At 38.1% G+C, this 13,420-nt stretch carries 15 protein-coding genes and 1 pseudogene; 10 read left to right on the top strand and 6 right to left on the bottom strand.

Annotation, left to right across the window (positions count from 1 at the left end; all coding sequences use genetic code 11):
* Nucleotides 1-84 precede the first annotated feature (84 nt).
* Nucleotides 85-1,206: a magnesium/cobalt transporter CorA gene (corA, locus tag OQ267_RS17905; RefSeq protein ID WP_172406524.1), complete on the bottom strand. Its 1,122-nt coding sequence runs from the start codon at nt 1,204-1,206 to the stop codon at nt 85-87.
* Nucleotides 1,206-1,817 carry a WbqC family protein gene (locus OQ267_RS17900; RefSeq protein WP_088301808.1) on the bottom strand — a complete coding sequence of 204 codons (612 nt, stop codon included), beginning with the start codon at nt 1,815-1,817 and terminating at the stop codon, nt 1,206-1,208. Before OQ267_RS17900 ends, corA begins: the two co-directional genes overlap by 1 nt.
* 39 nt (nt 1,818-1,856) lie before the next feature.
* Here OQ267_RS17900 and OQ267_RS17895 point away from each other — a divergent pair, with 39 nt between their 5' ends.
* Nucleotides 1,857-2,729 (top strand): lysophospholipid acyltransferase family protein, encoded by an 873-nt coding sequence (locus OQ267_RS17895; protein WP_265837294.1) that lies wholly within the window; start codon nt 1,857-1,859, stop codon nt 2,727-2,729.
* Nucleotides 2,730-2,734: 5 nt separating this feature from the next.
* Entirely contained in the window at nt 2,735-3,748 is a 1,014-nt protein-coding gene (locus OQ267_RS17890; RefSeq protein WP_416348672.1) for a glycosyltransferase family 2 protein, read from the top strand.
* Nucleotides 3,749-3,816: 68 nt separating this feature from the next.
* Here OQ267_RS17890 and aroQ read toward each other — a convergent pair whose 3' ends face one another.
* On the bottom strand, nt 3,817-4,239 hold the full coding sequence (aroQ, locus tag OQ267_RS17885; RefSeq protein ID WP_265837292.1) for a type II 3-dehydroquinate dehydratase: 423 nt from the start codon (nt 4,237-4,239) through the stop codon (nt 3,817-3,819).
* 193 nt (nt 4,240-4,432) lie between these two features.
* Between aroQ and xerD the strand changes: the two genes are divergently transcribed.
* Nucleotides 4,433-5,329 carry a site-specific tyrosine recombinase XerD gene (gene xerD / locus OQ267_RS17880; RefSeq protein ID WP_265817896.1) on the top strand — a complete coding sequence of 299 codons (897 nt, stop codon included), beginning with the start codon at nt 4,433-4,435 and terminating at the stop codon, nt 5,327-5,329.
* On the opposite strand, the gene prmC is transcribed toward xerD, so the two are convergent.
* Complete coding sequence (gene prmC, locus OQ267_RS17875) at nt 5,304-6,167, bottom strand: peptide chain release factor N(5)-glutamine methyltransferase (RefSeq protein ID WP_088301812.1); 864 nt, start codon at nt 6,165-6,167, stop codon at nt 5,304-5,306. The genes xerD and prmC overlap by 26 nt on opposite strands.
* 81 nt (nt 6,168-6,248) lie before the next feature.
* Here prmC and ribD point away from each other — a divergent pair, with 81 nt between their 5' ends.
* From ribD to OQ267_RS17855, 4 genes are read left to right on the top strand one after another with little or no spacing between them, the layout of a single operon-like run.
* Nucleotides 6,249-7,304: a bifunctional diaminohydroxyphosphoribosylaminopyrimidine deaminase/5-amino-6-(5-phosphoribosylamino)uracil reductase RibD gene (gene ribD, locus OQ267_RS17870; RefSeq protein ID WP_088301813.1), complete on the top strand. Its 1,056-nt coding sequence runs from the start codon at nt 6,249-6,251 to the stop codon at nt 7,302-7,304.
* The gene (locus tag OQ267_RS17865) at nt 7,301-8,167 is read left to right on the top strand and encodes a DMT family transporter (protein WP_265837291.1); all 867 of its coding nucleotides are present in this window, start codon (nt 7,301-7,303) and stop codon (nt 8,165-8,167) included. The genes ribD and OQ267_RS17865 overlap by 4 nt, the downstream gene beginning before the upstream one ends.
* A complete protein-coding gene (locus tag OQ267_RS17860; protein ID WP_265837290.1) occupies nt 8,154-8,768 on the top strand; it encodes an IMPACT family protein in 615 nt (204 codons plus the stop codon). Before OQ267_RS17865 ends, OQ267_RS17860 begins: the two co-directional genes overlap by 14 nt.
* Before the next feature lie 12 nt (nt 8,769-8,780).
* A complete protein-coding gene (locus tag OQ267_RS17855) occupies nt 8,781-9,641 on the top strand; it encodes a nucleoside phosphorylase (protein ID WP_265837581.1) in 861 nt (286 codons plus the stop codon).
* A gap of 76 nt (nt 9,642-9,717) precedes the next feature.
* On the opposite strand, the gene OQ267_RS17850 is transcribed toward OQ267_RS17855, so the two are convergent.
* A complete protein-coding gene (locus OQ267_RS17850; RefSeq protein ID WP_265837289.1) occupies nt 9,718-10,113 on the bottom strand; it encodes a DUF1398 domain-containing protein in 396 nt (131 codons plus the stop codon).
* 3 nt (nt 10,114-10,116) lie between these two features.
* Nucleotides 10,117-11,163: an aldose epimerase family protein gene (locus OQ267_RS17845; protein WP_265837288.1), complete on the bottom strand. Its 1,047-nt coding sequence runs from the start codon at nt 11,161-11,163 to the stop codon at nt 10,117-10,119.
* 76 nt (nt 11,164-11,239) lie between these two features.
* Between OQ267_RS17845 and OQ267_RS17840 the strand changes: the two genes are divergently transcribed.
* The 3 genes and pseudogenes from OQ267_RS17840 to OQ267_RS17830 all read left to right on the top strand — a co-directional run.
* The gene (locus OQ267_RS17840) at nt 11,240-12,391 is read left to right on the top strand and encodes a galactokinase (RefSeq protein ID WP_265837287.1); all 1,152 of its coding nucleotides are present in this window, start codon (nt 11,240-11,242) and stop codon (nt 12,389-12,391) included.
* 64 nt (nt 12,392-12,455) lie between these two features.
* A complete protein-coding gene (locus OQ267_RS17835; protein ID WP_265818290.1) occupies nt 12,456-12,986 on the top strand; it encodes an RNA methyltransferase in 531 nt (176 codons plus the stop codon).
* A gap of 245 nt (nt 12,987-13,231) precedes the next feature.
* Nucleotides 13,232-13,420, top strand: a pseudogene (locus OQ267_RS17830) (OmpA family protein); the annotation flags it as partial.

Here is a 13,420-nt window from a genome sequence, read left to right as displayed (position 1 = left end):
GCATTATTCAAATGAAATGCAGCATCAGAATGTTTAACCTGATCAGATTTTACAAATTATTAATTAACGTTGGATGCAGTGTTTTTATTTAAACCAGCCCTTACGCCAAAAATAAATGACTTGCGCCAAAGCAATCACCCCCATTACAATCCAGGTCCATAAATAACCATGCGGACTATACAGTTCGGGCATATTGTGTGGCAGAATTTTCCCGGTGACCGGATCTTCGCGACTAAAGTTCATTCCATAAATACCGGCAATAAAGGTTAAGGGAATAAAAATGGAAGAGATAATGGTGAGCACCTTCATAATTTCATTCATCCTGTTGCTGGTGATGGATAAGTTCATATCAATATTTGCAGAGGCAATCTCTTTCAGCGACTCTATAAAATCAATGATCTGGATGCAATGGTCGTAGGCATCCTTCATATAGGTCTTGGTTAAATCAGAAATCAAGGCGCTATCGGTCCGGATGATATCATTGAGTTTATCCCGTTCCGGCCAGGCTACTTTTCTGATGGTGATCAGCGATCGCTTGATGGCCTGCGTATCGTACATGATTCTTCTATCAGGATGATCATAAAGCCGATCTTCAATGGCATCTAATTCTTCTCCCCAGAAATTAAGTAAGGTAAAATAGTTATCTACAATCACATCCATGATGGCATACATCAGGTAGCTGCTGCCGCCAATCCGGATATTGCCCTTCCCCACTTCCAATCGTTTTCTTACCGGTTCGAAACAATCTGCATAAGTTTCCTGAAAGGTGATCAGGGTGCGTTCTGACAAAATAAAGGAGACCTGGTCATTGCATAAAACATCTTCATCTCCTAAATATAAATGCCTGCTTACTGCAAATAAGTATTTATCATTATCATACTCATCCAGCTTTGGCCGCTGGTAAGAATTGGTAATGTCTTCTAAAACCAACCTGCTGATATCGAATTTTTCAAAAAGTGTTTCAAAAATATTCGGATCTCCCAGGCCTTTTATATCAAACCAATAATAAAAATCTTTATTCTTAACCAGCTGGTCGATGTTATTGATGTGGGGTAATTCTTCCTTTTTATAGGTTCCCTCATGATAGGTATGCAGTGTTATTTTAGGTTTTAACGCATTATCATCAATTTCATACAGCCCCGGACTGGTGCCTGGAACAGGTACATTATAATGTTTATGCCGGTTGCGTGGTTTACTTTTTCCCATTACAGATATAATTTGGCCTGCGGACCCTGATTAAACAGCAGGTCTACAATACTTAAATTTGGCAAAAATTCATGCCTGTCTTCAAAAACCTGATAATAAGGCTTATTGTTTGCCTGCAGTTCAGCTTTCTTCGGATTCATCATGCCCCGGTAATCCAGTTCAGCAGGAATATCATCCTGATAATCTGATGTTACTTCGAGTTCGAAAGGAAGTTTCAATTTTTTATTTAACCAGGCCAGTAATTCCAGGTTATAATCAAACAGGAAATCAAATTTTTCATGATAGAAACGTGCCAGCTCATCCTCATAAAATTCAAAGTAGGCAGAACTCCGGTAGCAGGTTTCTAAACTGAGCCAATGTAAACGCTGCCATTTAAAATCATAGCTGATGCGTACATCTTTCATTTTAGTATGGTTTTTAGCCCCTTTAATGATCGGAACAGTTAAATCCAGCTTACCATTGGGCGAATAGATACTGGCCCGGTTACGGTAGGTTTGTTTCGCCAGGTGTTCGTTTTTTTCAATTAAAAAATCCTGCCCCACCTTTTGCAATAAACTAAAATAGCCTACCGGCGGAAGATAAAATAATGGAAGTATAGCTGTATTCTGCATTTGAAGATTTATGTTTGTAGCTGAAACGTTTTAAAAATAATGATTAAAAGAGGATTTGCGCATATAGGCGTATTTTTTTTATTTCTGATTTCGCTGCTGCCTCTGCCCCTGCTCTTTTTTTTTGCAAGATTACTATATTATCTGCTTTATTACCTTATCGGCTATCGAAAAAAAGTGGTTCGCGGGAATTTAAGGCAATCATTTCCCGAAAAATCTGAATCTGAAATTATTGAAATTGAAAAAAAATTCTTTAGATTTTTATCTGAACTCATTTTCGAAATTGTAAAAATGACTACCATTTCAAAAAAGGAGACCCTGAAAAGAGTCACTTTTGAAGGTTTGGAACATCTGGAAAAGCATTTCAAAGCTGGTGAGAGTGTGCTGGCCTGTACCGGTCATTATGGAAACTGGGAACTGGGAACGCTCGCCCTGGGCCTAAACCTATCTGCCAAAACACTGGTGATTTATAAACCCATGAGCAGTAAAATATTTGAATCATGGTTTAGCAAAATCCGTACACAATACGGCAATATTTTTATCGCGATGCGACAAACCTTAAGAGGTATGGCTGCGTATAAGAATGAACCTACCCTTTTATGTTTTGCCAGTGATCAGGCACCTACAAGAGAGGAAACCAGGTATTTCGTAGATTTTCTACATCAGTCCACCGCGGCTTTGCTGGGCGTAGAAAAGATTGCAAAATCGACAAACAGACCGATTTATTTTTTTAAGGTAACCGTTGTAAAAAAAGGTTACTACCATGTCAAAGTGCTGCCTATGTGTTTAAATCCTTCAGCAATGAAAGATTATGAAATTACAAACCTGCATTTCAAATTTTTAGAAAATATTATTAAAGAACAGCCTCAATACTGGCTTTGGAGCCACAAACGCTGGAAATTTAAACCTGAATAATGTCAATGAATCCCGCTGTAGCCGTTGTGATCTTAAACTGGAATGGAAAAGCATTTCTGGAAAAATTTTTGCCTGGAGTATTACGCTCTGAATATGATAACCTGCAGGTTATTGTTGGCGATAATGCTTCTACAGATGATTCCATTTCTTTCTTAGAGGAGCATTTCCCCACGGTTGAAATTTTAAAGAATGATATTAATTATGGTTTTGCAGGTGGCTATAATAAGGTACTGGAGCGCGTATCAGCTGATTATTACATTCTCCTAAACTCGGATGTGGAAGTCACTGCCAATTGGATTAAGCCGGTTATCTCTATAATGGAAAGCGATGTTAAAATTGCGGCGGCACAACCTAAAATCAAATGGCAGCTGAATAAAGAGCAGTTTGAATATGCCGGTGCGGCTGGTGGCTACCTGGATATCTATGCCTATCCTTTTTGTCGTGGTCGTTTATTTAATGTTTATGAATTTGACAGCGGACAATACAATGAACATTCAGAAGTGTTCTGGGCAAGTGGTGCTGCTTTTTTTATTAAAAGTCAATATTGGAAAGAAACCGGCGGGTTGGATGCCGACCTTTTTGCCCATATGGAAGAAATTGATCTTTGCTGGAGATTGAAAAACCTGGGTTATAAAATCATGTATTGTCCGGATGCTGAAGTTTACCATGTAGGTGGCGGTACCTTACAAACCGAAAACCCATTTAAAACCTATCTTAATTTTAGAAATAACCTGATCATTATGCAGAAAAACCTCCCTGCAACTGATGCCATTTTCAGGATTGCGATCAGGATGTGTATTGATTTTATTGCCTGGTGGCACTTCCTGCTCAGCGGAAAGCCTAAATTTACCTTAGCGGTAAGTAAAGGACACTGGCATTTTATCAAATCAATCAATAAAACGAATACCAAGCGAAAATTGCATCAGAAACCATACATACAACACGCCGGAGTTTATAATAATAGTGTGGTATGGGCCTTTTTTATAAAAAAAATCAAATCATTCTCTAATTTGAATTAACAGTTAAATTTATAGATCGGTAAAGTTCAAGTTGTTATCAAAGGAAAAAAACTTTTTATTACAGGCAACTATTTTTTAATGATTAAACTTTCCAAAGCCAAACGATAGCCATTCATTCCAAAACCTGTTAATACACCCTGGCAATTTTTCCCTGTTAAAGAGATATGCCGGTACTCTTCGCGAGCATAAATGTTAGAGATATGTACTTCAACCACTGGCGTTTTAATAGCGGCAATAGCATCTGCCAGAGCAACCGATGTATGTGTGTAGCCACCGGCATTTAATATGATTCCATCAAAACTAAATCCAATCTCATGAAGCTTATTAATTAATTCCCCTTCTACGTTGCTTTGATAATAATTTATCTCAATATGCGGATATTGTGCTTTTAATTCCTGAACATAATCTTCAATACTGGTATTACCGTAAATAGAAGGTTCTCTAACACCCAACAGATTTAAATTGGGACCGTTTATAATTTGTACTTTCATGCTGATATTATCTTGTGGAGCTTGTAAAGCTAATATTATTTATCTCCCACACTTATTGAATTGCAATTATACGGAATCCTAATAAAATTATTCGTTATATTATATTGAATACGACGACTCCAGCAATTCATACTATCTTTGGATTTAAAATGGAGTATCATTTCTGTTTTCAAATCCATTAAATTTATACACTGTGTGGGATTCATATATTAAAGGTTTCAGGTCTTACTTAAAACTAGAAAGATCGCTTTCAGGCAATTCAGTGGAAGCCTATCTGGGTGATATCAGTAAACTCACCCAATATTATGAATCCATCCACCAGGCACCCGGTTTAAATGAGGTTACAGTGGCCGATTTAAAGGCTTTTTTATCCTGGTTAAATGATTTAGGCATGCTGGCCAGTACACAGGCACGTGTGATTTCAGGGTTAAAGGCTTTTTTTACTTACCTCATGATGGAAGAGCTGATTACCCATAATCCGGCAACGTTAATTGATGCACCAAAATTAAGCAGGAAACTTCCTGACACGCTGAATATTCATGAAATCAATGAACTGATAGATGCTATAGATGCCTCCCGGCCGGAAGGTATGCGTAACAAGGCGATTATAGAAGTGTTATATGGTTGTGGTTTACGCGTAACGGAGTTGACAGAACTGAAAATTTCCAATCTTTACCCGCAAATTGAATTTATTAAAGTGATTGGAAAAGGAAACAAAGAACGTTTAGTTCCTATCGGAGGTGTGGCCTTGAAACTGCTCGATATTTATATGCATCAGATCAGGGTGCACATGAAGATTAAAAAAGGAAACGAGGACTTTATTTTTTTAAATCGTTTTGGCGCTAAACTGTCCAGGATTTCCATTTTTAACCTGATTAAAAGCCTGGCGGCAGCCATAGGATTGAAGAAAACCATTAGTCCACATACTTTAAGGCATTCTTTCGCAACACATTTAATAGAAGGCGGGGCAGATTTAAGGGCAGTTCAGGAAATGCTTGGACATTCCAGCATCACCACTACCGAAATTTATACGCATATTGACCGCGATTATTTACATGAAGTAATTACACAATTTCATCCGAGAGCTTAGCCTTGATCATCCTGTCTTTTCCCTGCATGTCTTTTTTTAACTCAATGTTGGTAAACCCTTTGTCGTTTAACATATTCAACATTTCTTTAGTCAGGTATTCATTGATCTCAAAATACAATGCGCCATTATGCTGGAGATTATTCTTACCTAGTTCGGCAATGGCTTCATAAAAAACCAAAGGACTTTCATCAGTCACAAATAAAGCCAGATGTGGCTCATGCATCAAAACGTTTGCATGCATTTCGCTTTTTTCCAGTTCCCTGATGTAAGGTGGATTGCTCACGATGATATCAAATTTCTGTTCTGTATGATAGTTACACGCATCAGCCATTACAAACGTTACCTGCACACCAATGGATTCGGCATTTCTTGCAGCAACCGCAATGGCCTCAGGAGAAATGTCTATGGAGGTCACCACGGCATCAGGCAGGTATTTTTTTAAGGAAACAGGGATGCAGCCAGAACCTGTGCCGATATCCAATATATGGATATCTGGCCTACTTATTCCGGCATGATCCCGGATAATCCAGTCTACCAATTCTTCCGTTTCAGGCCTGGGAATCAAAACATGTTTGTTCACCTCTAATACGCTGCCATAAAAATGTGCCAGCCCAATAATATGCTGAATGGGTTTGCCGATTTTTAAATCGTTCAGGATGCTTAATAACTTCTGTTGTTCAACAAAACGAAGTGTACTATCCTTCGCCATGCGTAACTTTACCGGCGATAAGCCCAATACATGTTCTGCAGATAAACTGAATAAAGCTTCCGCCTCCTCCCCGCCATACATCAATTCCAGTTCAGTTTTATAGTGGGCTGCTAATGCTCCTATTTTCATTGGGCGTAAAATTACAGAATTGCAACCATAACATTTCTACATTCATCTAATCGATCGATCATTTTTACTACTTTTGCCACAATGAGCGATGCATTTTATCTTAAAAGATGCCTGGAGTTAGCGGCCCAGGCCATTGGACATGTTAACCCCAATCCCATGGTAGGCTGTGTTATCGTAGCTGAAGGAAAAATTATTGGCGAGGGTTATCATCAGCAATATGGTCAGGCCCATGCAGAGCCTAATGCCGTGCGAAATGTAATTGAAAGGTTTGGAGACGAAGCTGCAGATTTATTTAAAAAGGCAACTGCATATGTTAACCTGGAACCTTGTGCACATTTTGGGAAAACACCGCCGTGTGCTGATCTTTTCGTAAAACATCAGCTTAAAAAAGTGGTAATTGGCAACCGTGATCCTTTTGATGGTGTAGATGGCAAAGGAATTGAAAAACTTAAAAATGCAGGTATTGAAGTTGTCAGCGGGGTTTTGGAAGAAGAATGCCGCTATTTCAACCGCAGGTTTTTCACCAGAATCGAGCAAAAAAGACCATATATCATTTTAAAATGGGCAGAAACTGCCAATGGCTATTTTGCCACTAAAGATGGTCACCAGAAATGGATTAGTGGTGCTTTAGCTAAACGGTTGGCACATCAGTGGCGAACGGAAGAAGATGCCATTTTGATTGGCAAACAAACCGCATTAATGGATAATCCTCAACTTACTTCAAGGGAGTTTCCAGGGAAAAACCCGATCCGCTTGGTAATTGATAAGAATCTGCAAATACCTTTATCAAATAATGTTTATAACGCAGCAGCTAAAACCATTATTTTTAATGAGGTTAAAACAGATGTGGTCGAAAATATTCACTACATCCAAATGGAAGATATGCATTTTTACCTCGCACAAAAAATAGCTTTTCAGCTTTACCTGATGGATATCCAATCCGTTATTATCGAAGGTGGCGCGCAAATTCTCCGGCAGTTTCTGGAAGCCGGACTTTGGGATGAAGCACGGATTTTCACCTCATCCAACAGCTGGCATGAAGGTGTAGTTTCACCCGCAATTAACGGCAACCTGGTAGAGCAGACTCAGATTCAAAAAGATCAACTTTCTATTTACATAAATAATTTAATTAAATGATATACATCATTTTAAGTGTTCTTTGCAGCGTTACTGTGGCTGTATTGTTAAAGTTGGCTAAGCGGTATCAGATTAATATCATTCAAGCGGTAACTGTTAACTATTTTACAGCTTTAACGCTTTGTTTTTTATTTTTTAAGCCTGATGTACATTTGCTTGGCACATCTGCACCATGGCCTGTTTATATTACACTTGCCATCCTGCTCCCCTCTATCTTTCTGGTATTGGCTGCATCTGTAAAAAAACTAGGCATTGTTAAAACTGATATAGCGCAACGCTTATCATTATTCATTCCTGTTTTAGCTGCTTATTTTATTTTTAAAGAAGGATTTAACGAATATAAAATTATTGGATTAGCAATTGGTTTTCTGGCCATTATTTTAACCTTTATCCGTAAATCAGATCAGGAAGCACAATCCAAACAGTGGGTTTATCCTATTGCAGTCTTTATTGGTTTTGGTGTTATTGATGTATTGTTTAAACAAATTGCACTTTACAAAGCCTTGCCATACACCACTTCGCTTTTTACTGTTTTTGCATTGGCTTTTATTGTATCAATTTTGCTGGTCTTTTTTATGGTCATCACCAAAAAAACCAAATTACAACTGGTTAACCTGGCCTGCGGACTAATTTTAGGCTGCTTTAATTTTGGAAACATTTTATTTTACATGAAAGCACATAAGGCATTATCTGAAAATCCATCTACGGTGTTTGCGGCCATGAATATGGGGGTAATTGTAGTGGGCAGCTTAATCGGAATTATCATCTTTAAGGAGAAGTTGAGCAAATTAAATTACATTGGCATCTTTTTGGCCTTAGTGGCTGTTATATTTATTACTTTATCACAAAATGTTATTCGATGATGCTTATAAAACGATAGAAGGTACTGCAGCGGGTATTTTCCGTGATAAGGGAAGTAAATTTTTGGCTTATGCTTATCCAATCCGATCGGAAGATGAAGTGAAGCCTATTATCTTAAAACTTAAAGCAGAGCATGGTAAAGCCAATCATTTCTGCTATGCTTATCGTTTAACGCCTGATCGTTCAGTCTTTAGAATCAATGATGACGGCGAACCATCGGGAACAGCTGGCCGGCCGATTCTGAACTGTTTATTATCAGCAGACCTGACAAATATTTTAGTGGTGGTAGTCAGGTATTTCGGCGGAACATTATTAGGAGTGCCAGGTTTAATTAATGCTTATAAAAACGCTTGTTTAGAAGTAGTTAAGGAAAGTAAAATTATAACTAATACTGTAAACGATGTGTATGAGGTCTGTTTTGATCACCTGCAAATGAATGACATTATGAAGCTGGTAAAAGATGAAAACCTGAAGATTTTAGCACAACAGTTTGATACCAGTTGCAGCCTTAAATTTGAAGTTAGAAAATCTCATTTAAACCAGGTTTTAGGTAGATTTGAAAAGATAGACAATATAAAACTAAAATACCTGCAAACCATTTAAAACCCAAACATGATGAAAATTGCAGAAAGCGACTTAATTATTAATCCTGACGGTAGCATATACCACTTAAATTTATTACCGGGTGATATAGCAGATAATATCATCACCGTGGGTGACCCTGACCGCGTGAGCGATGTGAGTAAATACTTTGATCGCATAGAATACAAAAAGGGTAAACGGGAATTCATTACCCATACGGGCTATGTTGGAGAAAAGAGGATTACGGTCATTTCTACAGGTATCGGCACAGATAATATTGATATTGTTTTCAATGAATTGGATGCACTGGTGAATATCGATTTTAATACCAGGCAGGTTAAAGAAAAATTAACCTCACTTAATATTATCCGAGTGGGTACTTCAGGGGCTGTTCAGCCAGATCTTCCCATGGGAACCATTTTGGCTTCTTCATATGGCCTGGGTATGGATGCCTTAATGAATTTTTACCTCAGCGAACCATCAGCAGAAGAAAACGAATTGCTGACGGCAGTTCAATTGCATTTTAGTCATCTTAAGAAAGTTAATCCATACCTCACATCTGCCAGTAAAACATTATTAAATACAATCGGAAAAGGTTTGCCTCAAGGCATCACCATGACTGCACCCGGTTTTTACGCACCACAGGGGAGAATGGTCAGAGCAAAAAATGCAGTCCCGGATTTTATTAAACTCATCAACAGCTTTAATAACGGTCAGCAACGCATTACCAACCTTGAGATGGAAACTGCCGGAATTTATGCCCTGGCTAAAGTCCTCGGACATCAGGCTTTATCCATCAATGCGATCCTGGCCAGCAGGGTTAAATTTGAGTTTAGTCAGACGCCAAACCAAATTGTAGATCAGGCCATCAGGTTAGTTTTGGAGCGGATTTAACAGGAAGATATCAAGTGATAAAAGCGGCTGTATTACATTTCAAATTGATGATACAGCCATTTTGGAAATCATATGATCAGGTAGCGGATATTTTTTCTTTAACCAGCTCATTCCCTGCTGTATCATAATAGGTGCAGGTCATATCTTTCAAATCTGTAATCCATTTTTCCACGCCGGCATCTGCAGCATGTTCACAAAACGAAATGAAACCTGTTTCTCCGATTTGATGGATCTTCAACGCATGCTTCAACTTTTCTACAGAAGGTTCTAAGCTAATCACCAAATCAGGATATTCTTCAGGACTAATCTGTAACACCTCTTCTTCGCTGGCAAAGTAAGCAGATAATCCGTTTGAAACATATACATCATTCCTTATTACCCCCATTTCCTTAAGCTCTTGAATAAACTGAGGAAAATCTGATCCACTTTTAATCCTGGATATTGCTGCGTGAATATCTTCTTTGGTAAACATATTTTATTTGTTTAATGAAACTTTATAAATAGTGGTTTGTGTATACAGATCCTCCGGTTGCAGAATGGTATTTGGAAATGAAGGAATGTTTACCGCGTTGGGATGATGCTGGGTTTCTACACAAAAGCCCTCAAAACTTCCATAGTCTCTTCCACCCTTTCCGTTTTTCACCTCTAAATACTTGCCGGTATATAAATGTGCAATGGGTTCTGTCGTATAAACACTTAAAGTTAAACCGCTTTGCATTTCTGTTGTTTTGCTCGCTAGAGAGAGATCGCCATAAATTTTATCCAATACGAAAGATTGATCATATCCGGTGCTTTCGTTCCAATCCTTGCCAATCTCTTTTATCGACGTAAAATCAAGGGGTGTACCTGCAACAGGGATCAATTTTCCGGTTACAGAATAACCCTCATCCTGCTCCAGGCAATTTGAAGCGAAGATTTGCTGCTGATGTTTACTGACATTTCCACCTGTTGGCGACAGATTAAAATAACCATGATGGGTTAAGTTTATCGGAGTAGCAGCGTCGGTTTCAGCTTCGTAACTTAAAATCAATTCATTATTTTCAGTTAATTGAAAGGTTAAATCGACAACTAAATTTCCCGGGAAATGCTCCTCACCATCTATACTTTCATATTGCAGGGTAACTGCGTTCTGGTCTTCCTCAATCTCGATGATATCCCATACTTTTCTATCAAAACCTACCAAACCACCATGCAGGGTGCTGTCAGCAGTATTCAGGGCCAGCTGATAATTTTCGGCACCAACAGTAAATTTACCATCTTTAATCCGGTTGGCATATCTTCCTATCACAGCACCTATGTAAGGGTATTCTTTTAAATATTCAGGATCAGTGTATTGCTCAAGCGTATCAAATCCAAGCACAATATCCTGTTTTTCGCCATTGATATTTTCGACGATGAATTGATTAATAATTGCACCATAATTGAATATTTTCACGTAAGTGCCTTTGCTGTTGGTGAGTTCAATGGCGAATACTTCCTCACCATCAATAAATTTACCAGTTGATATTTGCTGAACGCTCATAAATTGTAACTTAGGGCTTTTGTTTCTGAAACAAACATACCATTATTACTCGCTTTTAATAAATATTTTTAGCCAAATGAAAATTGAACTCGCACAAAAATTTGCTGAAGAATACAACAAAATTGCAGATGCAGTTTATTTTACTCCCGGACGTGTAAATTTAATTGGCGAACATATTGACTATAATGGTGGTTTAGTGATGCCTTGTGCCATCACAATGGGAACCTGGCTGGCTATATCAACAAATGAAATAGATTCTTACCGGTTGAAGAGTTTAAATTTTGAAGAAAAAATAACTGTTAAAAGTGCTGAAGTACAGGACAAAGAGGGAGGCCATTGGGCAAATTATCCGATAGGTATTATCAATGAATTTCTTAAAGATGGCAAGGAAATTCCCGGACTGGATTTTCTTTTTTTTGGAAATATTCCAATTGGTTCTGGCCTTTCCTCTTCCGCTTCCATTGAAATGGCTACCGCATTTACTTTAAATGACTACTTCAACCTGGGATACGATAAGCTTGATCTGGTGAAGATGGCCAAACACGTAGAAAACGATTTCATTGGTTTAAACTCCGGCATTATGGATCAGTTTGCTGTGGCCTTTGGTGAAAAAGATCAAGCCATCGTGTTAGACTGTGAAACGTTGAAATATAAAATGGTTGATCTGGACTTAGGAAACCATGTTTTAGCCATTATCAATACCAATAAACCCAGGGAACTTGCAGACTCCAAATACAATGAACGTGTGGCGGAATGTCAGAAGGCTTTAAATTTATTGAATGAGGAAATTACCCTTCATTATCTTTGTGAACTGACTGCAGAAAAATTTGCCTTGCACAGTCATTTAATTAAAGATGAAATAGTATTGAACCGTGCCACTCATGTAGTTAAAGAAAATGACAGGGTGCATCAGGCGGTCAAAACATTGAATCATGGCGATCTGAAAGAATTTGGTCGTTTGATGTATGCCTCTCATCAATCGCTCAGAACGCTTTATGAGGTTAGCGGTATGGAACTGGATGCTGTGGTTGATTACTGCTTAACTGATGAACATGTGCTTGGTGCCAGGATGACTGGTGCTGGTTTCGGTGGATGTGCAATTGCAATTCTTGAAAGGGGTTTTGAGGAAGACTTTTCCAAAAAACTTACAGATTTTTATGTAGAGCGGATCGGTTACCCAGCTGCAATCTATATCAGTGAAATTGGTAGCGGCCCGCTAAAACTTTAAATTAAAATTCAATATTTAGATAATGCCGTGAAAGATGATTTACCTCTGCACGGCAAAGATGAGCATGAGAAAATTAAAATTAGATGAATTAAACCGCCCGGATGTTGAGGCATTTAAGGCACAGGAAAAATTGCCGGTGGTTGTGGTTTTAGATAATGTAAGAAGTATGCATAATGTGGGTTCCATATTTCGCACGGCAGATGGTTTTGCTTTAGAAAAAGTAATTTTATGTGGCATTACCGCACAACCGCCACACCGTGAAATTGAAAAAACTGCACTTGGAGCGACACAGTCGGTAGACTGGCTTCATTACCCGGATACCGTTTCTGCGGTGGAGGAGCTTAAAACACTGGGATATGAAATTGTTGCCATTGAACAAGCTGAAAACAGTACGATGCTGAATACCTTTAAACCAGATCCAAGTAAAAAGTATGCTTTAATTTTTGGCAACGAAGTAGATGGTGTAAGTGATGAAGTAATGGCTCAAATTGATGAGTGTATTGAAATTCCGCAGTTTGGAACCAAACATTCTTTCAATATTGTGATTTCTGCCGGAATTGTTTTCTGGGATTTCTTTGCTAAATTAAGGTTATAGACAATCCTCCAGCAGCACATATCTTCTATCTTCAAATAATTGGCTAAATGCTAAATTGTATACAAAACTATACATCCGATAACCTAAACTTAATCTTAATGTAACATTCTTGTGTAATTAATTTTACCTTCTAATCTTCTGACTGCTTGATGATTGACGTATTATTTCGACTTTGGCAAGGTTTTTTCTAACTAGTGACAAAACAGTAGGATCAAAATACTGTTTAACAAATATAAAATAGAGAAATGAATACGAGAATTACAAAATCAGCAATGTTGGTTGCATTATTGGGATTATCATCACAATTATTTGCACAAGAATCAACACCAACTACTTCTGGTAGATTTGGTAAACAACCTTTAAGAACCTGGAGTGTAGGTGCTCAGGGAGGTATATTCAGCCAGAATACTTTTTTAGGTGGTGGAAGTGTTACT

Origin of the sequence: Pedobacter sp. MR22-3, from assembly GCF_026240075.1 — a bacterium.
In the GTDB taxonomy this organism is placed as follows: Bacteria; Bacteroidota; Bacteroidia; order Sphingobacteriales; family Sphingobacteriaceae; genus Pedobacter.
This window is presented reverse-complemented; position numbering and strand designations above follow the sequence as displayed.